General features: G+C 68.0%; 20 protein-coding genes and 1 pseudogene. 8 read left to right on the plus strand and 13 right to left on the minus strand.

From position 1 onward, the window contains the following. Positions 1 to 50 precede the first annotated feature (50 nt). From CAL13_RS11460 to CAL13_RS11470, 3 genes are all read right to left on the minus strand, one after another. Positions 51 to 623, minus strand: coding sequence for a biliverdin-producing heme oxygenase (locus tag CAL13_RS11460; RefSeq protein ID WP_086072455.1), 573 nt, complete (start codon positions 621 to 623; stop codon positions 51 to 53). A gap of 12 nt (positions 624 to 635) precedes the next feature. Then, positions 636 to 830: a tautomerase family protein gene (locus CAL13_RS11465; RefSeq protein ID WP_086057510.1), complete on the minus strand. Its 195-nt coding sequence runs from the start codon at positions 828 to 830 to the stop codon at positions 636 to 638. A gap of 156 nt (positions 831 to 986) precedes the next feature. Continuing rightward, a complete protein-coding gene (locus tag CAL13_RS11470; RefSeq protein ID WP_086072456.1) occupies positions 987 to 1,361 on the minus strand; it encodes a winged helix-turn-helix domain-containing protein in 375 nt (124 codons plus the stop codon). A 153-nt stretch (positions 1,362 to 1,514) separates the two neighbouring features. On the opposite strand from CAL13_RS11470, the gene CAL13_RS11475 reads away from it, so the two are divergent. The 3 genes and pseudogenes from CAL13_RS11475 (at position 1,515) to CAL13_RS11485 (ending at position 5,037) form a co-directional block, all read left to right on the plus strand. Then, the gene (locus tag CAL13_RS11475; RefSeq protein WP_086072457.1) at positions 1,515 to 2,951 is read left to right on the plus strand and encodes a 3-deoxy-D-arabino-heptulosonate 7-phosphate synthase; all 1,437 of its coding nucleotides are present in this window, start codon (positions 1,515 to 1,517) and stop codon (positions 2,949 to 2,951) included. Between the two features lie 115 nt (positions 2,952 to 3,066). After that, positions 3,067 to 3,549 (plus strand): VOC family protein, encoded by a 483-nt coding sequence (locus tag CAL13_RS11480; protein WP_086072458.1) that lies wholly within the window; start codon positions 3,067 to 3,069, stop codon positions 3,547 to 3,549. Between the two features lie 91 nt (positions 3,550 to 3,640). Then, a pseudogene (locus CAL13_RS11485) lies at positions 3,641 to 5,037 on the plus strand (cryptochrome/photolyase family protein). Between the two features lie 33 nt (positions 5,038 to 5,070). On the opposite strand, the gene CAL13_RS11490 reads toward CAL13_RS11485, so the two are convergent. Further along, positions 5,071 to 5,838, minus strand: coding sequence for a CerR family C-terminal domain-containing protein (locus CAL13_RS11490; protein WP_086072459.1), 768 nt, complete (start codon positions 5,836 to 5,838; stop codon positions 5,071 to 5,073). A gap of 84 nt (positions 5,839 to 5,922) precedes the next feature. Between CAL13_RS11490 and CAL13_RS11495 the strand changes: the two genes are divergently transcribed. From CAL13_RS11495 to CAL13_RS11510, 4 genes are read left to right on the plus strand one after another with little or no spacing between them, the layout of a single operon-like run. Beyond that, positions 5,923 to 7,080: an HlyD family secretion protein gene (locus CAL13_RS11495; protein WP_086072460.1), complete on the plus strand. Its 1,158-nt coding sequence runs from the start codon at positions 5,923 to 5,925 to the stop codon at positions 7,078 to 7,080. Then, positions 7,073 to 8,641, plus strand: a complete 1,569-nt coding sequence (locus CAL13_RS11500) for an MDR family MFS transporter (protein WP_086057517.1) — start codon at positions 7,073 to 7,075, stop codon at positions 8,639 to 8,641. The genes CAL13_RS11495 and CAL13_RS11500 overlap by 8 nt, the downstream gene beginning before the upstream one ends. An 8-nt stretch (positions 8,642 to 8,649) precedes the next feature. Further along, positions 8,650 to 10,149, plus strand: a complete 1,500-nt coding sequence (locus CAL13_RS11505) for an efflux transporter outer membrane subunit (protein ID WP_086072461.1) — start codon at positions 8,650 to 8,652, stop codon at positions 10,147 to 10,149. Between the two features lie 24 nt (positions 10,150 to 10,173). Beyond that, positions 10,174 to 11,322, plus strand: coding sequence for a DUF1615 domain-containing protein (locus tag CAL13_RS11510; protein ID WP_269768165.1), 1,149 nt, complete (start codon positions 10,174 to 10,176; stop codon positions 11,320 to 11,322). A gap of 4 nt (positions 11,323 to 11,326) precedes the next feature. Here the strand turns inward: CAL13_RS11510 and CAL13_RS11515 are convergent, their stop codons facing one another. The 4 genes from CAL13_RS11515 to CAL13_RS11530 all read right to left on the minus strand — a co-directional run bounded on the left by CAL13_RS11515 (position 11,327) and on the right by CAL13_RS11530 (position 16,797). Beyond that, on the minus strand, positions 11,327 to 12,703 hold the full coding sequence (locus tag CAL13_RS11515) for an MATE family efflux transporter (protein WP_086057520.1): 1,377 nt from the start codon (positions 12,701 to 12,703) through the stop codon (positions 11,327 to 11,329). A gap of 108 nt (positions 12,704 to 12,811) precedes the next feature. Continuing rightward, positions 12,812 to 14,356, minus strand: coding sequence for an argininosuccinate lyase (locus CAL13_RS11520; RefSeq protein ID WP_086072463.1), 1,545 nt, complete (start codon positions 14,354 to 14,356; stop codon positions 12,812 to 12,814). Between the two features lie 175 nt (positions 14,357 to 14,531). Beyond that, the gene (locus tag CAL13_RS11525) at positions 14,532 to 15,449 is read right to left on the minus strand and encodes a DMT family transporter (protein WP_086072464.1); all 918 of its coding nucleotides are present in this window, start codon (positions 15,447 to 15,449) and stop codon (positions 14,532 to 14,534) included. 367 nt (positions 15,450 to 15,816) lie between these two features. Beyond that, positions 15,817 to 16,797, minus strand: coding sequence for an NADP-dependent oxidoreductase (locus CAL13_RS11530; protein WP_086072465.1), 981 nt, complete (start codon positions 16,795 to 16,797; stop codon positions 15,817 to 15,819). Positions 16,798 to 17,028: 231 nt separating this feature from the next. Between CAL13_RS11530 and CAL13_RS11535 the strand changes: the two genes are divergently transcribed. Continuing rightward, positions 17,029 to 17,796 (plus strand): SDR family oxidoreductase, encoded by a 768-nt coding sequence (locus tag CAL13_RS11535; protein ID WP_086072466.1) that lies wholly within the window; start codon positions 17,029 to 17,031, stop codon positions 17,794 to 17,796. 62 nt (positions 17,797 to 17,858) lie between these two features. Here CAL13_RS11535 and CAL13_RS11540 read toward each other — a convergent pair whose 3' ends face one another. Genes CAL13_RS11540 through CAL13_RS11560 form a run of 5 tightly spaced genes read right to left on the minus strand, consistent with a single transcriptional unit; the run spans position 17,859 to position 22,820 of the window. Further along, positions 17,859 to 19,514, minus strand: a complete 1,656-nt coding sequence (locus CAL13_RS11540) for a TRAP transporter large permease (RefSeq protein WP_086072467.1) — start codon at positions 19,512 to 19,514, stop codon at positions 17,859 to 17,861. A 19-nt stretch (positions 19,515 to 19,533) separates the two neighbouring features. Next, entirely contained in the window at positions 19,534 to 20,124 is a 591-nt protein-coding gene (locus CAL13_RS11545; protein ID WP_086073615.1) for a TRAP transporter small permease subunit, read from the minus strand. A 35-nt stretch (positions 20,125 to 20,159) separates the two neighbouring features. Beyond that, the gene (locus CAL13_RS11550; RefSeq protein ID WP_086073616.1) at positions 20,160 to 20,933 is read right to left on the minus strand and encodes an ABC transporter permease; all 774 of its coding nucleotides are present in this window, start codon (positions 20,931 to 20,933) and stop codon (positions 20,160 to 20,162) included. Further along, positions 20,926 to 21,771, minus strand: coding sequence for an ABC transporter ATP-binding protein (locus CAL13_RS11555; RefSeq protein ID WP_086057523.1), 846 nt, complete (start codon positions 21,769 to 21,771; stop codon positions 20,926 to 20,928). The genes CAL13_RS11550 and CAL13_RS11555 overlap by 8 nt, the downstream gene beginning before the upstream one ends. Next, positions 21,768 to 22,820 (minus strand): ABC transporter substrate-binding protein, encoded by a 1,053-nt coding sequence (locus CAL13_RS11560; RefSeq protein WP_232467645.1) that lies wholly within the window; start codon positions 22,818 to 22,820, stop codon positions 21,768 to 21,770. The genes CAL13_RS11555 and CAL13_RS11560 overlap by 4 nt, the downstream gene beginning before the upstream one ends. Positions 22,821 to 22,842 lie beyond the last annotated feature (22 nt).

Here is a 22,842-nt window from a genome sequence, read left to right on the forward strand (position 1 = left end):
CCAGGCCGCAGAGTGCCGCCCGGGAGGCTCCCGCCTTGCCTGCCAGAGAGCTACTGCCCCTGGCGGCGCAGCCAGTCCGTCAAGGTATCGAAAGCATCGCAGGCGCCCGCCACGGCCTGGTTCACGTCCTCCGGACCGCGTAGCGCCGACGCCAGGAAGGACGTGAAGTCCTTCCAAAGCGCGCCCAGATCGGGTCCATAGCCGTCCAGGTAGTGAAAGCGGTGCGCCGGCCATGCCGCGGCGAACCGCTTGGCCATCATCCGGCCCCCGAGCTGAGACCCTTCGATCACGTACATCACGCCCAGCGCATAGGCCTGCGAACCCGTCACGTCGGGCAATGCGGGGCACATCGGCACGGCGGGCACCCGCATGCCCGCCGCCCTTGCTGCCTCGAAATCGCGCTGGATGCGCGCCGCCTTGTCGCGGCGTCGCGCGGCCTGCAATGCGGGCGGCCAGGGGCGCGCCCACAAGGACGCTTCCAATGGCTGCAGCCATCCGCACAGCGCCGCAAGATAGGCGATGTAGTCTTCATAGGTCGCCTCGGGCGAGGCGATCCGCAGCGACCGGTCCAGACGCTCATGCCGGTCACGCGTCGCATCGCGCAAGGTGGCGTGTACGTCCATCTCGGCCCCGCCCTATCCGTTCTGGCGTTTGCTCACCAACTGGCCCGCCACCGCCCAATCGCTTGCCGGCACGTCATGGAAGACGATGTGCAGGCTCTCCGGCTTGACGCCGGCCTCTTCCTTCATGACTTCGGTGAAGCGTTTTGCGATGGCCTGCTTCTGATCTTCGCTGCGGCCGGCAAGCAGTTCGACTTTGATGATGGGCATGTGTGTTCCTGAAAGCGAGGCGGATATCGGAAATCGTACCGGCGGCGACTGCAAGCGAATCCAGGCTGGCGCGAGGACGCCGACGGACGGCAGAGTATGCCATGCGACAGCCGCCGCGATGCCATGGCGACGGCGCCACGCCTTGCCGCCGCGGCGTCACGCGCCTTCGCGCTGCACCCTGGCGACGAACTGGTAGCCGCCGCCGCGCACGGTTTTGATCATCGCCGGCGCCTTGGGCGTATCCCCCAGTTTGCGCCGCAGGCGGCTGAGCTGCACATCGATGGTCCGGTCGTACGGCCGGGCGTCGCGCCCGCGTGTCCACCGCAGCAACTGTTCGCGCGTCAGCACCTGGTTGGGACGCGTCAGGAAAACCAGCAATACATCGCATTCGGCGCCCGTCAGCACAACCTCCAGGCCGTCCGGCCGGCGCAGCACCCGCGACCGCGTGTCGAAGGTCCAATCGGCGAAGCGGTAGATGGGTGCGGGACGAACGCCGTCCTGGACGGCGCCAAAGGGAGGAGTGGCGTCCATGGTTTCTTTGTCTTCGGCAAGCGGTCAGTCTAACAGCGGCTGCATTGCCCGGAATCACCGCGCGTACCGGTCGATACATATGGTTAATGGCGGTCGGGGTTGCATGGCGCAGCCGCAAGCCCGCTAAAGTAGCGGTCTACCCGGGTCCCCCCCATGCCGACGCACGCGATGCCGCCTTCAGCGCCTTCCCTGCCGCCGCCCCTGCTCGCCGAGACGCTTCACAGGGTCGCGCGGCGGTATCGGCTGCCCGCCATGGAAGCCGTGCCGCCCAAACCGGGACAGGAGGGGGCGGCCGCAACCGTGGCGTTGACCATCGAACAGGCCCGCCGGACCCTTGCGGCGGGCGGCGTACCGGACGAGGCGTCGCAAAGCCGCTTTGTCGACGCGCTGGCCAGGATGATCGAAGACGCGATGCGAACCGACGCCGGCGATCCCGTTTTCCAGGCCATGGTGCTGCGGCACCGGTTCGCCCAGGTGCGCGAATACGCATCGTTGTCCGCCCATGCCGACGCGGACCGCCGTTCGGTGCGCGCGGCGGTCAACAAGGTCGCCCACCCCGCCCGGCCCCTGCCCTCGCTGTCCGAGGACCACCGGCAGGCGCTGGCGCGCCTGCACGCAAGCGCGGCGGCCGGCGACTGGCCGGCGCTGGCCGACACGGCGCGAGGGCTGATGACGCTCGGGGGCCGCGCGCAGAGTGATACGCTGCCGCGGCAGCCCAGCCTGGCGCGCCTGCTCGACAGCCCGGCATTGGAGCGCCTGCGAAGGCTGCATGACCTGGCGCCGGATGCGCAGGTCCGCCGATACCGGTCGCTGTGGGAACGCCAGGGCCCGCGCTCCGGAAGCGCGAGCGCCGCCGCCCATGGCATAGCCTCGCAGCAGCGTGGCGCCGCGGTGGAGGCCCTGGCGACGCAGGCCATCGCGTCGCTGGCGCAACGGCTGGCGCAGGCGGAAGACATGCCGGCGGCGTATCGGGCGGTCACGTCAATGCGCGTGCCGGCCGCCATCCGGGGCGAGCGCGACCGCGCCAAAAGCGAATGGGACGTCGTCCTGTTGCGGCGGGCCGGCGGCGCCGGCGACACGCCGCTCTGGGACATCTGCCTGCTTGTGGAAGCCAAGGCCTCGGCGGATGCCGCCACCACGGACCTGCCCCGTCTGCTGCGAGGACTGCGCCTGCTTGCGCAGGCCGACGACCGCGAGGTTTACGCATTCCAGACCCGCGAAGGCGTCGTCCGCCTGCGCGGCGCGTCGCTGCGCACACTCGGCGCCGCGGCGGCGGAACTGCGCGAACGGGTGCTCTACTGCTGCGATGCGCCCGCCGACCCCGCCCCGCGCCTGCTTGGCGCGGCCAGCCGGATGCAGCTGTTATCGGCGCCGCCGAGCGTCGCCTTTGCGTGCAGACTGGCCCAAGGCGAACCCTCGGACCGCGGCTGTCTGGCGCCGCTGTGGCGGGAATTGCTGGAATCGCCGCGCTGGCACGCGGTGCTCCATCAATACCCCACGCTGCGCCAGGTCCGCGACCTGATGGTGCACACGGACGATCTGACGGCCGCGATCGAACGCATCCCGCCGCAGGCCCCATCATCCGTTTGAACGTCCGCCGGCATGCGCAACGCCGAAGCCGTGCATCCGCCTGCGAACCGCGAGGTTCCCACCGCCGCGTTTACGCGGTACAACGTCTGGCACCGATGACTCCGGGAGAAGCAGAATGGCAAGCAAGAACACCGTATGCCTGTGGTACGACGGCGCCGCCCTGGAAGCCGCCCGGTTCTACGCTCAAACGTTTCCCGACAGCGAAGTCACGGCTGTCCATCACGCGCCCGGCGACTATCCATCAGGCAAGGAAGGCGATGTCCTGATGGTCGAGTTCACCGTGATGGGAATTCCCTGCCTGGGTCTGAATGGCGGACCCGTCTTCCAACACAACGAGGCGTTCTCGTTTCAGGTCGCCACCGACGACCAGGCCGAGACGGACCGATTCTGGCATGCGATCGTGGACAACGGCGGCAGGCCGAACGCCTGCGGCTGGTGCCAGGACAAATGGGGCATCTCCTGGCAGATCACGCCGCGCGCGCTGACCGAAGCGGTTACCGATCCGGACCGCGCCGCCGCCAAGCGTGCCTTCGAAGCCATGATGACGATGACCAAGATCGACATCGCGGCCATCGAAGCGGCCCGCCGCGGCGGTTGAACGCTGCACCGGATGATCGGCACGCATGCCGGCCCTGATTTGGTTTCGCACCGATCTGCGCGTACAGGACAATCCGGCACTGACGGCCGCGATGGAAGACGGGCCGGCGCTGGCCCTGTATGCGGCCGCGCCGGACCAGTGGCGCCGCCATGGCGACGCGCCGGCCAAGATCGATTTCTGGCTGCGGCATCTGGCTGCCTTGCGCGAACGGCTTGCGGACCTGCACGTGCCGCTGAAGATCGTCGTCACGCGCGATTGGGAGCAAGCGCCCGAGGCGATCGCCGCCTTCTGCCAACGGCATGGCGTGCAATCGGTCCACCTCAATGCCGAATGGGGCATCAATGAGCGCCGGCGCGACGACGCGGTCGCCCGCAAGCTCGCCACGGCTGGGATCACGTGGCGCGTCCATCACGGCGCCACGCTGCTGATTCCCGGATCTGTCGTCACGGGCAAGGGCGAGTGCTACAAGGTCTACACGCCCTTCGCAAGGATCTGCCGCGATCGGCTGGCAGCCGCCCTGCCGGCGCGGGCCGTGCCGCCCGCACCGCAACCGCCGATGTCCGTGCCCGCCGATCCGCTGCCCGGCCTGACCGCGATGCTGGCAGGCTTGGACCGGACGACAGCCGATGACGATGCACACGATGCCCGGCGCGCGCAGTGGCCGGCCGGCGAAGACGTGGCGGCGGATCGGCTGGCCGCATTCATCGACGAAAGGATCGATCACTATCCGGAGGAACGCGATTTCCCCGGCCGGAACGGCACCAGCCGGCTGTCTCCGTATCTGGCCGCGGGCGTGATTTCCGCCGGGGCCTGCCTACGCGCGGCCCTTGCGGCCAACCAGGGCGAATTGGACAGCGGCCGTGCCGGCATCCGGGCCTGGATCGCGCAATTGCTATGGCGCGAGTTCTACCTGCATCTGCTTGCCGCCCACCCTGCCCTGTCCATGCACCGGCCCATGCGGCCCGAAACCGACGCCGTGCCATGGCGCGATGCCGGCGACGACTTCCAGGCCTGGTGCGACGGGCGCACGGGGTTTCCCATCATCGACGCCGCGATGCGGCACTGCGCGCCACGGGCTGGATGCACAACCGGCTGCGGATGATGACGGCGATGTTCCTCAGCAAAAACCTGCTGCTGGATTGGCGCAAGGGGGAAGCCTGGTTCATGGCGCATCTGATCGACGGCGATCTGGCGCTGAACAACGGCGGCTGGCAGTGGAGCGCATCCACAGGCACGGACGCCGCGCCTTATTTCCGCGTTTTCAATCCCGAAACGCAGTCGCGCAAGTTCGACCCGTGCGGCCGGTTCCTGCGGCATTGGCTGCCCGAACTTGCCGGACTGGACGACGACGCGATCCACGCGCCCGCGGCGGCGCAGCGCGAGGCCCGGGGGTATCCCGAACGCATCGTGGATCTGCGCGAAAGCCGTCTGCGGGCCATCGAAGCGTACGCCGGCGCTTCGCGCCGCATGTTCCGGCCGCAACGGTGATGCCAGCGCCGGTGCGGCGCGGGCAGCGAGGCGTCACTGCCTGGGCCGGGGCGCCCGCTTGACGGCAACACCGGCGCCGCGTCGCGCCGAACCCCCACCCTGCGCGCCGGCCCACATGCGCAGCAAAGTGCGCGTTTGTTCGCGCACGGTTTCCTTGATGAGCTCGGCGCGCGATGCGTCGACATTCTGCCAACCGAGCAGCGATAGCGCGCCGCGCTTGATCGTATTGAAGATCAGCAGCTGGCCGTGCAGCGTGAATACGCGCACCACAGTCCTGGGATCGTTGGCGGCCGTACCGCAAATGCGCGCGACCAGGGCCGTACAGACCTCGTTCAGCGGCTTGCGCACCCGCTCCTGCAGGATGTCGCTGGCGATGGGCGGCTCGTGGCCCGCCTGCTCGCGGGCGAAGAACAGGCGCAGATCCGGACCGCCGCACGGATTGAACATGCGTTCGGCCATGGCGTCCTGGATGCCGGTGAAGGCGTCGATCAGCGCATCGGCGGGCGCATGGTCCGCCTGCAACTGCTGCCGGGCCCGCTCGATGGCGGGATCGAAAGTCCGCCGGACATCTTCCGCGATGTGTTCGGCGCAGGCGCGGTACAGGCCTTCCTTGCTCTGGAAGTAGTACTGCAGCGCGGGCGCGTTCACCCCCGCCCGCGCCGCGATATCGCGGGTGGAGGCGCCATCGAAACCGGCTTCGCCAAAACGCTCGATGGCGGCCTCGATGATCCTGAGTCTGGTTTCGTCGCCCCGGGCATAACCGCTGCCAGCCGGCCGGCGCGCGCGCTTGGCTTCCGTCATGGTGTTCTCCGCCCGAAAATATAACACTTGATAAATTTCTAGCGCTCGATAAAAATATTCCGATCGCTAAAAATCCAACGCCACATGTCCGCCTCTCCTGGTTCCCTTTCCTCATCTTCCCCTTCCGCAACGGGCGCCGCCGCGTCCGCCGTTACCCATCCGGGCGCGGTTCCGGGCAAGCCGGCCGGCCCGGCCTCGGCCGGCACGCCCCGCTCACGCAGGCGGCTGTTTGTGCTGGGCGCAGGCCTTGCCGCCCTGATCGCCGCGCTGGCGTGGGGCGCGCACTGGTGGCTGGTGGGACGCTTCATCGAAAGCACGGACGACGCCTATCTGCAGGCCGATAGCGTCACCGTCGCTCCCAAGGTCAGCGGCTATGTGACGCAGGTCTACGTGGCCGACAACCAGGCGGTCCAGCCCGGCGATCCGTTGGTGCGCCTGGACGACCGGCAGTATCGGGCCGCGCTGGACCAGGCCCAGGCCACGATCGCGGCGCGCGAGGCCGACATCGCGCGCGCCCGGGCGGAGATCGAACAGCAGAACGCCAACGTGGCCCAGGCCGAGGCGCAGGCCCGCGTGGCGCGGCTGAACGCCCAGCACGCGCAGGCCGAGGTGCAGCGCTATCGGCCGCTGGCGGCGACCGGCGCCGAAACCAGCGAGCGGCTGGCCAACCTCACCAATCAGCGCGACCAGGCGCTGGCGACCCAGGCGGCCAACGAAGCGGCGGTGCGCGCCGCGCGGGCGCAGATCGCCGTCAGCACCGCGCAGATCGCACAGGCCGAGGCCCAATTGGCCGCCGCACGCGCCAGCGCCCGTCAGGCCAGCCTTGATCTGCAAGACACGGTGGTGCGCGCCACGCTGGCCGGCACTGTCGGCGACCGCACCGTACGCGTCGGCCAGTTCGTGCAGCCGGGCACGCGCATGATGACGCTGGTGCCGGTGCAGGACGTCTATCTGGAAGCCAACTTCAAGGAAACGCAGATCGGCCGCATGCGGGCCGGACAGCCCGTCACGCTGCATGTGGACGCCCTGCCCGGCGCCGACCTGCACGGTGTGGTCGACAGCTTCGCCCCGGGAACCGGCGCGCAATTCGCGCTGCTGCCGCCGGAGAACGCCACGGGCAACTTCACCAAGATCGTGCAGCGCGTGCCCGTCCGCATCCGCGTGCAGGCGGACGCCCGCACGCGCGCCCTGCTCCTGCCCGGGCTTTCCGTAACGGCGGAAGTCGACACGCGCAATGGCTGATTCCTCACCGCAGGCGGAACGCGCGAGCGCCGCGGACTGGATTGCCGTTACCGGCGGCGCATTGGGCGCGCTGATGGCGACGCTCGACATCTCGATCACCAATTCGGCTTTGCCGCAGATCCAGGGGTCGATCGGCGCGACCGGTACGGAAGGGACCTGGATCTCCACCGGCTACCTGATGTCGGAGATCGTGATGATCCCCCTGGCGGCCTGGCTGACGCGCGTCTTCGGCCTGCGCAATTTCCTGCTCGGCAATGCCGTGCTGTTTGCGCTTTTCTCGGTGATGTGCGGCCTGTCGCACAGCCTGACGCAAATGATCGTGGGCCGCATCGGCCAGGGCTTTACCGGCGGCGCGATGATCCCCACCGCGCAGACCATCATCCGCACGCGCCTGCCGCGCTCCCAGCTGCCGGTCGGCATGACGATGTTCGGCCTGATCGTGCTGCTTGGCCCTTTGCTGGGGCCGGTGCTGGGCGGGTGGCTTGCGGAAAACGTCAGCTGGAGCTGGTGCTTTCTCGTCAACCTGCCGGTATGCGTGGCGCTGGTCGCGCTGCTGCTGGGCGGGCTGCCCGCGGAAAAACCGCGCTGGATGGATTTCCTCAAGGCCGACTGGGTCGGCATCGCGGGCTTGTCCATCGGCTTGAGCAGCCTGACAGTGGTGCTGGAGGAAGGCCAGCGCGAGCGCTGGTTCGACTCCCACATGATCGTGACCCTGACCGCGGTCACCCTGGCGGGCTTCGCCCTGATCGCGATATCGCAGTTCACGGCGCCCAAACCCATCCTGCGCCTGAGCCTGCTGCGCAATCTGCGCTACGCCAGCGTGATACTGATCGTATTCGCCGTGGGCGCCGGGCTGTACGGCGTTTCCTACCTGGTGCCGCAGTTCCTCAGCCTGATCGCCGGCTACAACGCCGAGCAGTCGGGAGCCGTAATGCTGGTATCCGGCGTGCCCGCCTTCCTGATGATGCCGATATTGCCGCGCCTGCTCGGCAAGGTCGACTTCCGCATCCTGGTCATCGCCGGACTGCTCATGTTCACCGGTAGCTGCCTGTTGGACATCGGGCTGACGGCGCAAAGCGTGGGACACGATTTCTACGGCTCGCAGTTCCTGCGCGGCGTCGGCCAGATGCTGGCGATGATGCCGCTGAACCAGGCCTCGATGGCGGCGGTCTCGCGCGAGGAGTCCGGCGATGCCGCCGGCCTGTACAACATGGCGCGCAACCTGGGCGGATCGGTCGGCCTGGCCATCATCGGCATCGTCATCGACCGGCGCAACACCTTTCATACGGACGTGCTGCGCGAATCGCTCAGCGCCAATTCGGTGCTCGGCCAGGAACGCATCGCGGCCAGCGCGGCGAACTGGTTCGCGCAGACCGGCGACATGGCCTATTCGCAAATGCGCGCGCTGGCGCAGCTCGCGCGCCAGATCCAGCAGCAGGCCGCCGTCATGACGTATTCCGAGACCTTCTATCTGCTGGCGCTGGCCCTGCTGGCCTGCGTGCCGCTGGCGCTGCTGCTGCGCACGCCGCGCGGCGCCGATACGCCCAGCGCTGGCCATTGATCCAAACCATGTACAAGCCATTCCGCCGCCTGTCCTTTCTGCTTTGCGCCGCCGCGGCCGGCGGACTCATTCTGCCCGGTTGCACGGTCGGCCCGGACTACCGCGGCGCCCCTGAGGTCGCGCCGGACGCGGCGCGGCAGCCCGCGTTCGTACGCGCGCCCCAGGATGCCGTCGCGCCCGGACATGCCCCCAGTCAATGGTGGCGGGCGTTGAACGATCCCCAATTGAACGCCCTGGTCGACGCGGCGCTTGCGCACAATCCCGATCTGCACGCGGCGCAGGCGCGGCTGCGAGCCTCGCGGGCGCAACTGCAGCAGGCCAACGCCAACGGCATGCCGACCAGTTCGGCCACGCTGGCCGCCATCCGCACGCGCTCGCCCAATACATCGGTGCTGTCGCAAGGCGGTTCCGGCGGCGATGCCTCCGGACAAGGCGACCCGGCCGGACAAGGCGGCGGCTCGTCCGGCCGGGGGCCGGTGCAGTTCTACAGCGCCGGCTTCGATGCATCCTGGGAGCTGGACCTGTTCGGCGGCACCCGCCGCGCTGTGGAGGCCGCAGCGGCCGAAGCCGAGGCCGTACAGGCCGATCTGGCCGACGCCCAGGTCTCGCTGGCCGCCGAGGTGGCGCAGGCCTATATCAGCCTGCGCGACCAGCAGCAGCGCCTGCGCCTGGCGCAGCGCTCCGCCGAGCTGCAACAGCGCATGCTGGACCTGACCCAGCAGCGCCGGCAGCATGGCACCGCGGCCGATGTGGACGTGGAACGGCTGTCCACGCAGGTGGCCACCACGCGCGCCACGCTGGTGCCGCTGGATGCGCAGATCGCGGAATCGCTGGATCGGCTGGCCGTGCTCACCGGACGCGAGCCCGGCGCGCTGGACAAGGAGCTGGGCGCCGCGGGGCCGCTGCCTGCCCTGCCGGCCCAGGTTCGCGTCGGCGATCCCGCCTCGCTATTGAAACAGCGGCCCGATATCCGCGGCGCGGAACGGCGGCTGGCATCGGCCAACGCGCAGATCGGCGAGCGCACGGCCGATCTCTTCCCCAAGGTCACCCTGTTCGGCGATATCGGCTTCAGCGGTTCGGAACTGGGCCATCTGGTTCGCAAGGAGAACTTCACCTGGATCGGCATTCCGTACCTGCAGTGGAACGTGCTCGACTTCGGCCGCACCCGCAGCGGCATACGCGCGGCCGAAGCGGCGCGCGACGAGGCCCAGGCCAAGTATGCGCACACCGTGCTGGCGGCGCTGCAGGACGCCAACACTGCGCTGTCCCGCTACGGCCATCAACGCGAGCATCTGGTGCGCCTGCGGCAGGTACAGGACTTCGCCGCCCGTTCCGCGGAATTGACCCGCCAACGCTACGCCGCCGGCGTCGCCACGCTGATCGACCTGCTGGACACGCAGCGCGCCGAATTCGCGGCGCAGCAGGACGTGGTGGCCGGCCAGGCCGAGTTGCTGCAAGATTTCGTATCGCTGCAGAAAAGCCTCGGCCTGGGCTGGCAGCCCGGCTGACACGAACCCGTCGAAGGAACCCGCATGACGCCAACGATGCCCGCACCGATGCTGCTGCCAAACGCTCGCCTCCCATGGCGGCGCGCCGCCGGCATCGCCTTGCTGCTGGCCCTGGCGGGCTGCGCCACCCGCGCGCCGCAGCCCGAAGCGCCCACCAGTCCGCAGGCCATCCGCGCCGACATCGTGCGCCGCCTGCCGCCGGGCGTCGGCGATGCGGAGGGCTGGGCGCGCGATATCCAGGTAGCCGTCACCACGCAGGAGATCCTGGCGACGCCCGAGAACCTGTGCGCCATCATCGCCGTGACCGAGCAGGAATCGGGCTTTCGCGCCGACCCCGCCGTGCCGGGGCTGCCGCGGATCGCTCGCGCCGAGATCGACCGGCGCGCCGCATCGTTGCACATCCCCGGAATGCTGGTCGACGCCGCGTTGCGCATCGAGTCGCCCAATGGCAAAAGCTACGGCGCGCGCCTGGATGCCGTACGCACCGAGCGCGAGCTGAGCGATATGTTCGAAGACTTCATCGGCATGGTGCCCATGGGACGCCAGCTCTTTGGGGGCCTGAACCCCGTGCACACCGCCGGCCCAATGCAGGTCAGCGTGGACTTCGCGCAGTCCCACGCCCAGGGTTACCCCTATCCGGTGGGCCAGAGCCTGCGCAAAGAAGTCTTTACCCGCCGCGGCGGGCTGTACTTCGGCGCCATGCATCTGCTGGGCTATCCCGCCCGCTACGATGCCATGCTGTATCGCTTCGCCGACTACAACGCGGGCTGGTACGCCAGCCGCAACGCCGCCTTCCAGGACGCGGTGAGCCAGGCCACCGGAATCAAGCTGGCTTTGGATGGCGACGTGTTGAACGAAACGTCCGCCGAACCGGGCGAAACCGAGCGCGCGATCCGTGCCTTGCGCTCGCGCCTGCGCATGAGCGAGGAAGCCATCCGGCGGGACCTGCGCGCGGGCGATCGTCCGGATTTCGAGGAGACGACGCTGTACCGGCGCGTGTTCGAGATTGCAGACGCCGCCGCCGGGCACGCCTTGCCGCGTGCCGTGCTGCCCCGCATCCGGCTGCAGAGCCCGAAAATCACCCGCCCCCTGACGACGGCCTGGTTTGCCGAACGCGTGAACGGGCGCTGGAAGCAGTGCCTGGCGCGGGGCGGATCGTCGCCGGCCCGCTGATCGCTCACTGCCCCGGATGCGTCATGCGCGCAAAGCGCAGCGTCATCCATAACGCGACGCTCGCCAGGCCGGCGGCCAGCCCCCACCAGGCCCCCGGCGCTCCCAGGCCCGCGTGGAAAGCCAGCGCATAACCCGTGGGAAAGCCGATACACCAGTAGCCGCACACGGCGGCGAGCATGGGCGCGCGGGTGTCCCGCAAGCCCCGCAGGCAGCCCGCGCATACGGCCTGCATGCCGTCCACCAATTGGAAAACGGCCGCGACCCCCAGCAGCGAAGCCGCGATCGCGATCGTCGCCGCGTTTGCCGGATCGTCCAGCGCAAGATACAGGCCGACAACGGCGCGCGGCACGGTGGCATACACCAGCCCGGTCACCGCCATGACGGCGGCGCCCAGCCCCATCGCGACGAAGCCCGCATGCCGTGCGGCCTGGGTGTGCCCCGCTCCCATCCAATAACCGACCCGTACGTTGGCGGCCTGGCCCAGGGCCAGCGGCACCATGAACGTCATGGAGGTCACGCTCAGCGCGATCTGGTGCGCCGCCAGCGGCGTTGCGCCCAGCAGGCCGATCATCAACCCGGTGGCGAGGAACAGCCCGGCTTCCACGCCGTAGGTAATGGCCACGGGCCAGCCCAGGCGGAAAAGCTCGCCCATCAGGCGCCAATCCACGCGAGCGGCGCGCACGGCATCGCGATGACGGCGGCTGCCGTGCAGCGTGCCTAGCAACGCGATCGCCATGATCCATACCGTGATCGCGGTGGCCGCTGCTGAGCCTGTAAGACCCATGGCCGGCAGGCCGAAGGCGCCGAAAATCAGGCCGTAATTCAGCAAGGCGTTGACGCCCACGCTGCCCAGCGAAAACCACAGCAGGCGCCTGGCCCCGCCGATCGCCGGCAGGAAGGCCCGCATCATTCCCACGCCGATCAGGCTGGCGAACGCGCCCCAGCGCACGACATTCGTATAGACGCCGACGTCGCGTGCCAGCTCGGCCGGCTCTCCCAGACGCAACAGGATGGCTTCCGTAAAGGATAAAAGCACGAAGGCCGGCACGGCCAGCAGCACCGATAGCAGCAGTCCGGTCCAGTAGATGCGCGGCACGCGGCCGCCGTCGCGTGCGCCCAGGGCGTGCGCCACCGTGATGCTTACCGAAGACAGCACGCCCTCGAGCAGGGTGACGATGACGAAGTAGAACTGGGCGCCCAGGCCGCCGGCGGCCAGCGGCGCGGGGCCCAGCATGCCGAGCATCAGCGTGTCGGTGACGCCCATCGCCATTTGCGACAGCTGGGCGACGGCAAGCGGAGCGGCGAGTTTTACGGTATCGGCGGCGTGCCGGGATAACGTTGGAGGGGCCGGCAGGCCCGGCGAAAGTGCGGTAGCGGACATGAAAGCTTGGGTAAGGCAAAAAAGCGCAAAAGCGCCGCTTCGTTCGAAACGGCGCCTTGCGTTGAGTGACAGCGGCGGCGCTTGCCCGCGCCATCCGCTTGCAGGGATTTACTTCTTGGGCGGCGGATTTGCGATGTTGTCGAACGCCCGGTCCAGGTTGTCCTGGGCCGCATTCAACCGATCGCGCGCCGATTGCAGCCAGGCCTGGTCGCCCGCCAGCTTTTCCCTGGCGCCGGCCAGCATGCGCGCCACCTCGGCCGGCTGCGGACCGCCCAGGCCTTTGCTGGACGCGATCATATTCTGGGCCGTCAGCACCTGGCGGAAGCGCGCCTCGTCCAGCGGCAGCTTGGCGTCGTTGATATTGGACGCCTTGGCCGCTTGCGTGTAGATGCGCTGCGCATCGGGATAGGGAATGTCGGCCGGCTTCAGGTTGTTCTTGCGCCCGAAGTTGACCAGCTCGGACGCGAAATGATGGCCGACGCGGAAAGGAACGTCGGCATCCCGCTGCAACACGTCCGCCAGTTCCGTCGAGGTCGAGTAATCGGCGTCGACCTCGGCCAGCGCGCGATCGCGGTCCAGGGACAGGCCGCTCAACACCGCATCGAGCTTGCGATACATCTCCGTAGCCGCGTCCACCGCGTCCTGCGCCTGTTCGCGCTTGTAGTCCGGCATGCCAGGCGGCACGTTGTGCGCGGCCACCAGGGCCGTCATTGCCTCGCCCACCGTCTGGCTGGCTTGCAGCCGCAGGTCGTTCAGCGCGGACGGATTGCGCTTTTGCGGCATGATGCTGCTGGTGCCGGTCAGCGCGCCTTCCTGCAGCGTCAGCCACGGCTTGGTCTGCTGATATTGCGTGTGGATGTCCTGCACGAAGGCCCCCACGCTGAGCGCCATGGTGCTGGCCAGGCTGGCTGCCTCCGCGCCGACGTCCAGCGGCGAGAACTGCGCGGCGTCGTAGGCGTTTTCGACCACGCCATCGAAGCCCAGCAGATCGGCCAGCCGTTTGCGGTCGACCGGGAAACTGGACGTGCCCAGCGCCGCGGCGCCGAGCGGGCTCAGGTTGACGCGGCCGTAGGTCTCGCGCAGGCGCGCGGCGTCCCGGTCCAGGACGCTGGAAAACGCGAGCAGGTAGTGGCCGTAGGTGGTGGGCTGGGCCTGCACGCCGTTGGTATAGGCTGGCACGATTGCGTCGGCATACTTCTCGGCGAGCGCATTCACGGTGGCATGGGCCTGGTTCAGCGCGGCGTACAGATCCAGCAGCCGGTCACGCAGCATGACGCGGCGCGTGGCGGCAAGAATGTCCTGCCGGCTGCGGCCGGAATGCATGCGGGTCGCGTCGGGGCCGGCAATGCGCGTGATCAGCGGTTCCAGTTGCAGGTAGTCGCCCGGGCGCTTGCCGCCCGGCTTGTCGCCTTCCGCAATGACCTGCGCCACTGCACGGGCGGTCTTCTGGCCCAGATCCCGGGGCACGATGCCTTGTTCCACGGTCATCACGAGCGATGCCTTGTTGAACTGGCCCAGCCAGAAGAAATTGTCGTGCAGCGCGGCCGCCCCGCCTGCATCGGCGGCATTGGCGTGCGCGCATACCAGGGCCAGCGCGAGCAGACCGGCGGCAGCGGTGCGGCGGGCACGGCCGCGGAAACGGGCGACTATCATCGTGTTCTCCTTGTATGCATGCATCCGGGGCAATGGAAATAGCGATGTATCCCCGCACCGCGCCTGGGCTCGCAAATGTCCCAGGGCTTTTCCGTCCCGGAAAAGGAGGATGATACCGTCGCGGCGGGGCGCGCGTTCAGCCGTTGCGGGCAAGGCCGGGGTCCGCGCCGTTCGGTTACCGTCTTTCGCGGGAGCAGGCCAGCCCCACCAGGATCAGGGCGATGCCGACCGCATGGTACGCATGCAGGGATTCGCCCAAAAACAGCACGGAAAGCACGGCCCCGTAGACCGGCACCAGGTGTATGAAGAGCCCCGCGCGCGCCGCGCCGGCGCGCGCCACGCCCTGCATGTACAGCAGGTAGGCCAGCACCGACGGCACGACACCCACGTAAAGCAAGGCCAGCAGCGATCCCGTGCTCCAGGTGGGACGCAAACCGCTGGCCGCTTCCCAGGCGCACAGCGGAAGCAGCGCGCACACCGCGATGAAGATCTGCGCCCCCATCAATCCCAGCCGGTTGATGTCGGCGGGAAACCCGCGTATCCACAGGGTATAAAGCGCCCAGCACGCCATGGCCGTGAAGACGATCAGGTCTCCGCCGGAAAACTGCAGCGCCATCAAACGGGCCCATTCGCCATGCACGATGATCGTCAGGACGCCGACGCAGGAAACGGCCAGCCCGACGCCCTGCAGCAGGCGCAGCCGATGGCCGTAGAACACAGCCCCGAACAACACGATCAGGACCGGGACGACGGAATTCAGCAGCAGCCCATTGGCGGCCGTGGTGGTGTGCAGTCCCTGATACACCAGCGTATTGAAGGCCGCCACGCCGACCAGCGACACGCGCAGCAGCAGCCAGCGATGCTCCCAATAGCGCCGCAGGTCGCGCCGCATCGGGCCCCATGAGAACGGCAGCAGAAGCAGGAAGGCGATCGCCCAGCGGCCGAAGGACAGCGCCATGGGCGGGATCTCGCCGCGAGCGGCGCGTCCCACCACAAAGTTGCCCGCCCAGAACAGCGGCGGCAAGGCAAGGATGGCAAGTTCGATGAAGTCGGTACGTGACGAGCGGGATGTCACTGCGGCGGTTTTGTCCATGCGTGATTATCCCACCCCCGAAGCGCTTCGCGCTTCCCCCTCAAGGGGGCGACGCAGCGGACCGGCGAAGCCGGATCCGCGGTGGAATGTCCCACCCCCGAAGCGCTTCGCGCTTCCCCCTCAAGGGGGCGACGCAGCGGACCGGCGGAGCCGGATCCGCGGTGGAATGTCCCACCCCCGAAGCGCTTCGCGCTTCCCCCTCAAGGGGGCGACGCAGCGGACCGGCGGAGCCGGATCCGCGCGTCCCCGATCCCGCAGGTCGGCTTCATGCGGCTGCCTTGCTTCTTCTTGCTTTTTGCTTCTTTTCCTACTTTCCCTTCCTTCCCTTCTTCCCTTCTTTCCCCCCGTCTTCCTTCTGGACGCGGGGCTACGGATTCGTATCGTCCGTCTTGGCGCTGTCGTCTGACGCAGGGTCTGGCAGGGTGACGACGAGTTTGCCGCGGTGGTGGCCGGACTGCAGTTGGCGTTGGGCCTGCTCCATATCGGCGAAGTTGAATGTCTGGACTACCCGGACGCGGACCTTGCCGATGTCGATGAGGTCGGCGATTTCGGCGAGCTGGCGGCGGTCCGGGCGGGCGGTGTAGCGGGCGGCGCGTACGTTGCGTTCCCTTGCCCGATCCTGCGCTGGCTCGGTCAGGGTGGAGATCAGCGCCCCGCCCTCCTTCACCACGTTCCAGGATCGCGCCTGGGTCTCGCCGCCGATCAGGTCGAACACCAGATCCACGTCGCGCGCTTCGCGCGTGAAGTCCTGCGACTTGTAGTCGATGACACGGTCGGCGCCCAGGCCTGCAAGAAACTCGGCGGCGTCGCCCGATGCCGTGACCAGCACTTCGGCTTGCGCGGCCTTGGCGAACTGGACGGCAAGGTGACCGACGCCGCCGGACGCGCCGTGAATCAGCACGCGTTGCCCCGCCTGCAGGCCGCCATGGTCGAACAACCCTTGCCATGCCGTCAGGCCTGCCAAAGGCACAGCGGCCGCCTCGGTGAAGTCGAGCGATGCCGGCTTGCGGGCGATTCCTTTGAGCGGCACGGCCGCATATTGGGCGTAGGCGCCCTGCCCTTGCCCCACGAAGGCGTAGACTTCGTCGCCAGGCCGCAGCTCGGGGTGGCGTTGAACACTTTCCTCGAGAATGCCGGCGCAGTCCCGGCCCAGGGTATAAGGCAGGCGGTCCAGGCCAACCAACGGGTACTTGCCTTCGCGGGTCTTGAAGTCGACGGGATTCAGGCTGGCCGCCCGCACGCGGATCAGGCCCTCGTCAGGCCCCGGGTCGGGTATGTCGATCCATTCCTCTTCCAATACCCCCGGCCCGCCGAAACGATGGATGCGATAGGCTTGCATCAGGCTCATATCGATCTCCTTGGAAACGTCCCCCTGCACGCGCCGCCGCAAACGGTATGCCTTCGGGATACGCGCTGGCGCCGATGCCCGGCCGCGCAACACCGGTGCGCCGATTGAACCGACGCAAGACGCCCGGCAGCTTCCTGCGCGAAGCCGGCGCTGCCCAGCCGCGGCATGCGGTTTGCCGGCCCCGGCCGGCGACGCGGCCCCACGGCCGCCGCACTGCAAGGGAGCGACAGCATGAGACTGCAAGGAAAGACCGCCTGGGTCACGGGGTCCGATAGCGGCATCGGCCGGGCCGTCGCCGGCACTTTTGCGCGCGAAGGCGCAGACGTGCTGGTGCACTACCGCAGCGACGAACAGGGCGCCAGGGAGACGGCCGCGGCGGTGACGGCGGCCGGCCGCCGCGCGGAGGTTCTGCAGGCGGATTTCTCCCGGCCGGAAAACGTGACCGCCTTCATCGAACAGGCGCGGCAGCGGCTGGGCCCGCCCGATATCCTTGTCAACGACGCCGGCATGGGGGCGTCGCAAAGCGAATCGCTGGACACCCCCCTTGAGGAATTCCTGGCCATCCTGCATGTGGACGTAGTCGCGCCGTGGCTGTTGTGCCAGGCCGTGGCCCGCGACATGATCGCGTCGGGCGGCGGCGCCATCGTCAACATCACGTCCGTGCACGAGGAAATTTCGCTGCCTGGCAGCGCCGCCTATGACGCCGCCAAGGCGGCGCTGCGCTCGGTCACGCGCACGCTTGCGCTGGAACTGGCAGGCAAAGGCGTGCGCATCAACAATGTGGCGCCCGGCATGATCTCCACGCCCATGACGCAGGCCCGGCTATCCGATCCCGCGCAGGCCCAGGCATCAGCCCGGCAGATACCGATGGGCCGGCCCGGTCAGCCCCAGGAGGTCGCCAACGTCGTGCTGTTCCTGGCCTCCGACGAAGCCGCCTATGTGACCGGCAGCAGCTACTTCGTCGACGGCGGGCTGGTGCGCAACCTGGGCGGAACGTAGGCGCCCGCCCGCGATCGTGCGTGGCGGCCATTCCGTTTGCGAAGGCGGGACGGCTCCCGCCCCTATTTGAACGGCGACGCCTCTTGACCATATGCGTCGCCGCCATACCCGCCCTGGACATCGATCTTCACCGAGGACGGGTCGATCTGCGATTGGTCTCCCTTGTAGTGCATCACCATGGCGGGCATCAGCATCACCGCGGCCACCATCAGCAGCTGGATGACGATGAACGGCACCGACCCCCAGTAGATCTGGCCGGTGGTGACCGGCGCGATCGTGCGGCCCGTCACCCTGTCGCGGTAAGGATCCTTGGGCGCGACCGAGCGCAGGTAGAACAGCGCGAAGCCGAAGGGCGGATGCATGAACGAGGTCTGCATGTTCACCGCCAGGATCACGCCGAACCAGATCAGGTCGATGCCCATCTTGTCGGCCACCGGCCCGAGCAGCGGCACGATGATGAAGGCCAGTTCGAAGAAGTCCAGAAAGAAGGCCAGCACGAAGGTCAGCACGCTGACCACGATCAGAAAGCCCCACTGACCGCCCGGCAGGCCGGTCAGCAGATGCTCCACCCACAGGTCGCCGTTCACGCCGCGGAAGGTCAGGCCGAACACCGTCGAACCGACCAGGATGAACACCACGAAGCACGACAGCTTGGTGGTGGTGTCCATGGCCTGCTTGAGCAGATCCAGCGACAGGCGCCGGCGGATCAGCGCCATCACGATGGCGCCCACCGCGCCCATCGCCCCGCCCTCGGTGGGCGTGGCCACGCCGATGAAGATGGTCCCCAGCACCAGGAAGATCAGGAACAGCGGCGGGATCATCACGAAGGTGACCCGCTCGGCCAGCGCCGACAGCAGCCCCAGCTTGAGCACCTTGTTCACGATGGCGATGACAAAGGCGGTCAGACCCCACAGCAGCAGGCTCACCACGATCCGTTCGTCCATCGGCGCCGCATCGTTCTCCAGCCAGCGGCCCATCAGCCACGCCGCGGCCACCGAGATCGCCATCAGCACCAGCAGCGAGCGCCCGCCGCGCGTGCCGTTGGCCTCGCGAAAGCGCCGCGCCTCCTCGGGCAGCGCCGGCGCGCAGGACGGCTTGATCAGGCACATGATGGCCACATACACAATGTAGGCGCCGGCCAGCAGAAACCCCGGCACCATCGCGGCGCGGTACATGTCGCCGATGGACCGGCCCAGCTGGTCGGCCAGGATGATCAGCACCAGCGACGGCGGAATGATCTGCGACAAGGTGCCCGAGGCGGCGATCACCCCGCTGGCAAGCCGCCGGTCATAGCCGTAGCGCAGCATGATCGGCAGCGAGATCAGCCCCATCGAGATCACCGAAGCCGACACCACCCCGGTGGTGGCCGCCAGCATGGCGCCCACGAACACCACCGCGAAGGCCAGCCCCCCGCGCACGGTGCCGAACAACTGCCCGATGGTCTCCAGCAGGTCCTCGGCCATGCCCGAGCGTTCCAGCACCAGCCCCATCAACGTGAAAAACGGCACCGCGAGCAAGGTGTCGTTGGAGATGATGCCGAACACCCGCTGCGGCAGCGCCTGGAACAGCGCCGGCGTCAGCAGCCCCAGCTCGATTCCGATCAATCCATACAGAATGCCGTTGGCCGCCAGCGCAAAGGCCACCGGAAACCCCAGCAGCAGAAACACCACGAGCGTGGCGAACATGATGGGCGCCAGATTGGCGATGAAGAATTCCATTTTTCAGTTATCCATGGTGCTACACAGTGCCCTGCGCCGAGCGGGCGATTTCCTCCGCCAGCTCTTCCTCGGCCGATTTCGCCGCATCGCGCCGCATCGGATCGTCGCAACGTCCGAGCAGATAGCCAACGCACTTGATCAAATGCGAGATCCCGGCCAGCACCAGCAGCGTGAAGCCGACCGGAATCAGCAGCTTGACCGGCCAGCGCACCAGGCCGCCGGAATTCGACGACTGTTCGTTGGTCAGCCACGACTCGGTGAACACCGGCCAGGACAGCACCAGAATCAGCACGCAGGCGGGCAGCAGGAAAAACAGCACGCCGAAAATCTCGATCCAGATCTGCTTGCGGCGCGACAGGCGCGCGGACAGGATGTCCACCCGCACGTGCTCGTTTTTCAGCAGGGTATAGCCCGAGGCCAGCAGGAACATGGCCCCGAACATGTACCACTGCAGCTCCAGCCAGGCGTTCGAACTGGTGTGCAATACCTTGCGCACCACCGCGTTGCCCGCGCTGACCAGCACTACCAGCAGCGTCATCCATGTCACCGCGCGGCCCACGCGCAGGTTTATCGCGTCGATCAGACGCGATAAGGCAAGCAGTTGCCCCATCTGCATTCCCCTTTCGTTTATGTTGAATACTTGGCTCAGCGCGGCGATTCATGTCGGCGCCACGGCATGGCCACCCGCTCGAGCCACACGATCGCGCCGAACAGGGCCAGACCGATCAGGGCCAGCACGAACAGCGCCGCGAACACCCGCACCGTGTCGAACGTGCCCTGCGCCGTCATGATCACGTAGCCCAGGCCGCGCTGGGACGACACGAACTCGCCGACGATCGCCCCCACCAGGGACAGCGAAATGGCGACCTTCATGCCCGCCAGGATGGAGGGCAATGCGCACGGCAAACGCACCTTGAAAAAGAAGTGCCGCGACGACCCCCTGAGTACCCGGCCCAGGTCGAGCACGTCGGCCGGCACGGCGCGCAGACCATGCACCGTATCGACGATGACCGCGAATACCGCGATCAGGAAGGCGATTGCAATCTTCGGCTCGGCGCCCGTGCCGAGCCAGATGACGAACAGCGGCGCAACCGCCACCTTCGGCACGCTGTTCAGCGCCACGATGAGCGGATACAGAAGGCTTCCGAACCAACGAGAGCCGACCAGCAATACGGCGATCGCGACGCCGCCGAACACCGACAATGCGAAACCGGCCAGGGTGGTCATCACCGTGTAGAAGGCCTGGCTCGCATACCAGCCGGCATCGCTGACCAGCTCCTTGCCGATCATCGACGGCAAAGGCAGCATGACCGGCTTCACGTGCAGGAGCCGCCCCAGCAGCTCCCAAAGCAGCAGGAATGCCAGTATGGAAACCGCGCCGGCCGCGCCATGCACGAGGCCGCGCCATGACTTATTCATGCGCATCGCTTACCTCGGCTCGCATGCCATCGCGCCGTGCGTTCGCCGGACCGCCGTCCGCGCCGCCTTCGTCGATCAATCCCATGTCCTGGAAGAGGCGCCGGATGCGGCGGACGTACGCGCCGAAGGCGGGCGACTCGCGCACCGACAAGGGCCGCGGACGTGGCAAGTCGATATGCAATGTTTCGACGATGCGGCCGGGGCGCGGCGAGAACACGACCACCGTATCGGCCAGGAAGACCGCCTCGGAAATCCCATGCGTGACGAACAGCACGGTATTGCGGGTTTCCAGCCAGATGCGCTGGAGCTCCACGTTCATCTGGTCGCGCGTCAAGGCGTCCAGCGCGCCGAACGGTTCGTCCATCAGCAGCAGGCGCGGCGAGTCTATCAGGGCGCGGCAGATGGCCGCGCGCTGCCGCATGCCGCCGGACAGCTGGTGCGGATAGCTGTCGGCGAACTCGCTCAGGCCGGTCAGGGCGAGCAGATCGCGCGCCTTGGCGGCATAGTCGTCCACGCGCTTGCGCGCGAACTCGATGGGCAACAGGACGTTGCGCCGGACCGTGCGCCAATCCAGCAAGGCGTCGCGCTGGAACACCATTCCGATGCCATCGGGCGGTCCCTTGACCGGCCGGCCCTCGACCCGCAAATCGCCGGCGCTGATCGTCTCGAGCCCCGCCACGCAGCGCAGGAAGGTGCTCTTTCCGCAGCCGCTCGGTCCCAGGATGCTGACGAAACGGCCGGCCTGCATGCCGATGGAAACGCCGTCCAGCGCCCGCACGCACCGCTCGCCCGCGTACTGTTTGACGACGCCGGCGGCCGATACGGCATAGGTTGTCATTGGGACACCATGCCGTCGAAGCGCTCCGGATGCACCAGGCCGGGAACGTAAAAACTGGAGGGATCCGCTTCGGCGGGGATCAACCCCACCGAGGACAACGTCCTTACCGCCTGGCCCCAGTCGCTGGCCTCGGGCGGGCCGATCCGGCCGCCCTGTCCGGGCGGAACGATATACGCCTTCAGCGCCCCGACCTGGCCGCGAAGTACGGCTTTGTCCAGGCGCGCCTGCGGCCGCTGCGCGAGGATGGCGGCGACGGCTTCGTCCTCGTGTCCGTCATAGATGTACTGCCAGGCGCGCGCAGTGACGCTGGCGAAGCGCGCGATCGCGTCCCGGCGCGTCTTCAGCTTTTCCTCGCTGGCGAACAGGCCGAAACTGGGCGTATTCAGGCCGAAGTCGGCAAAGCGCACCGCGGCCGATGGCCGTTTCTGCGATACGACGGGAAGAAAGAACGGAATCGTGGAAAAAGCCGCATCCGCCCGTCCGACCGCGTAGGTGGACGCCTTGCTCGCGGCGTCCACATTGACCAGCTCCACATCGCTGCGCTTCAGCTTCCCGGAGGCCAGAAACGCATCGATGAAAGGCGCCTCCAGCGACCCCGCCGTGTAGGCCACTTTGCGGCCTTTCAAGGCGGCAGGGCCGGTGATGCCGGAGTCGGCGGGGACCAGCAGCCCGATATCGCTCTGGCCGGCGAAGACGGCCACGGCCTTTACCGGCAAGCCCTTTTCGCGCGCGATCATCATGGAAGCCAGCGCGGCATGGCCCACATCGAAGGTATCGCCCGCGCCGACGATCTGCACCGTTGTGACCGAACCGTTTCCATCCTCCAGCGCGACGTCCAAGCCGGCCTGCTTGTACCAGCCCTTTTCCTGCGCCAGATGAAACGGCGCCTGCACGCCCCAGGGGGTCCAGTCCAGCCTTACCTTCAGCGGCGCGCGCTCCTGCGCGGCCGCCGCCGGCCCCAGGCACGCCATCAGCAACGCCGCCAGGCCGGCCGCGCAGCGGCGCCGCAATCGATGGATCACGGCGGCGACTCCCATGTTCGTGTGCATGATGTTCCCCTTGTGCGCTTGC

This window comes from Bordetella genomosp. 9, from assembly GCF_002119725.1.
GTDB lineage: Bacteria > Pseudomonadota > Gammaproteobacteria > Burkholderiales > Burkholderiaceae_B > Bordetella_C.

Excerpts from the sequence above, each read along its gene's own strand:
- CAL13_RS11530 (WP_086072465.1), bottom strand. The coding sequence starts at position 16,797 with ATGAGCCTGATGCAAGCCTATCGCATCCATCGTTTCGGCGGGCCGGGG.
- CAL13_RS11515 (WP_086057520.1), bottom strand. The coding sequence starts at position 12,703 with ATGTCCGCTACCGCACTTTCGCCGGGCCTGCCGGCCCCTCCAACGTTA.
- CAL13_RS11470 (WP_086072456.1), bottom strand. The coding sequence starts at position 1,361 with ATGGACGCCACTCCTCCCTTTGGCGCCGTCCAGGACGGCGTTCGTCCC.
- CAL13_RS11555 (WP_086057523.1), bottom strand. The coding sequence starts at position 21,771 with ATGACAACCTATGCCGTATCGGCCGCCGGCGTCGTCAAACAGTACGCG.
- CAL13_RS11505 (WP_086072461.1), top strand. The coding sequence starts at position 8,650 with ATGTACAAGCCATTCCGCCGCCTGTCCTTTCTGCTTTGCGCCGCCGCG.
- CAL13_RS11540 (WP_086072467.1), bottom strand. The coding sequence starts at position 19,514 with ATGGAATTCTTCATCGCCAATCTGGCGCCCATCATGTTCGCCACGCTC.
- CAL13_RS11525 (WP_086072464.1), bottom strand. The coding sequence starts at position 15,449 with ATGGACAAAACCGCCGCAGTGACATCCCGCTCGTCACGTACCGACTTC.
- CAL13_RS11535 (WP_086072466.1), top strand. The coding sequence starts at position 17,029 with ATGAGACTGCAAGGAAAGACCGCCTGGGTCACGGGGTCCGATAGCGGC.
- CAL13_RS11480 (WP_086072458.1), top strand. The coding sequence starts at position 3,067 with ATGGCAAGCAAGAACACCGTATGCCTGTGGTACGACGGCGCCGCCCTG.
- CAL13_RS11560 (WP_232467645.1), bottom strand. The coding sequence starts at position 22,820 with ATGCACACGAACATGGGAGTCGCCGCCGTGATCCATCGATTGCGGCGC.
- CAL13_RS11490 (WP_086072459.1), bottom strand. The coding sequence starts at position 5,838 with ATGACGGAAGCCAAGCGCGCGCGCCGGCCGGCTGGCAGCGGTTATGCC.
- CAL13_RS11545 (WP_086073615.1), bottom strand. The coding sequence starts at position 20,124 with ATGGGGCAACTGCTTGCCTTATCGCGTCTGATCGACGCGATAAACCTG.
- CAL13_RS11500 (WP_086057517.1), top strand. The coding sequence starts at position 7,073 with ATGGCTGATTCCTCACCGCAGGCGGAACGCGCGAGCGCCGCGGACTGG.
- CAL13_RS11465 (WP_086057510.1), bottom strand. The coding sequence starts at position 830 with ATGCCCATCATCAAAGTCGAACTGCTTGCCGGCCGCAGCGAAGATCAG.
- CAL13_RS11510 (WP_269768165.1), top strand. The coding sequence starts at position 10,174 with ATGACGCCAACGATGCCCGCACCGATGCTGCTGCCAAACGCTCGCCTC.
- CAL13_RS11495 (WP_086072460.1), top strand. The coding sequence starts at position 5,923 with ATGTCCGCCTCTCCTGGTTCCCTTTCCTCATCTTCCCCTTCCGCAACG.
- CAL13_RS11550 (WP_086073616.1), bottom strand. The coding sequence starts at position 20,933 with ATGAATAAGTCATGGCGCGGCCTCGTGCATGGCGCGGCCGGCGCGGTT.
- CAL13_RS11520 (WP_086072463.1), bottom strand. The coding sequence starts at position 14,356 with ATGATAGTCGCCCGTTTCCGCGGCCGTGCCCGCCGCACCGCTGCCGCC.
- CAL13_RS11475 (WP_086072457.1), top strand. The coding sequence starts at position 1,515 with ATGCCGACGCACGCGATGCCGCCTTCAGCGCCTTCCCTGCCGCCGCCC.
- CAL13_RS11460 (WP_086072455.1), bottom strand. The coding sequence starts at position 623 with ATGGACGTACACGCCACCTTGCGCGATGCGACGCGTGACCGGCATGAG.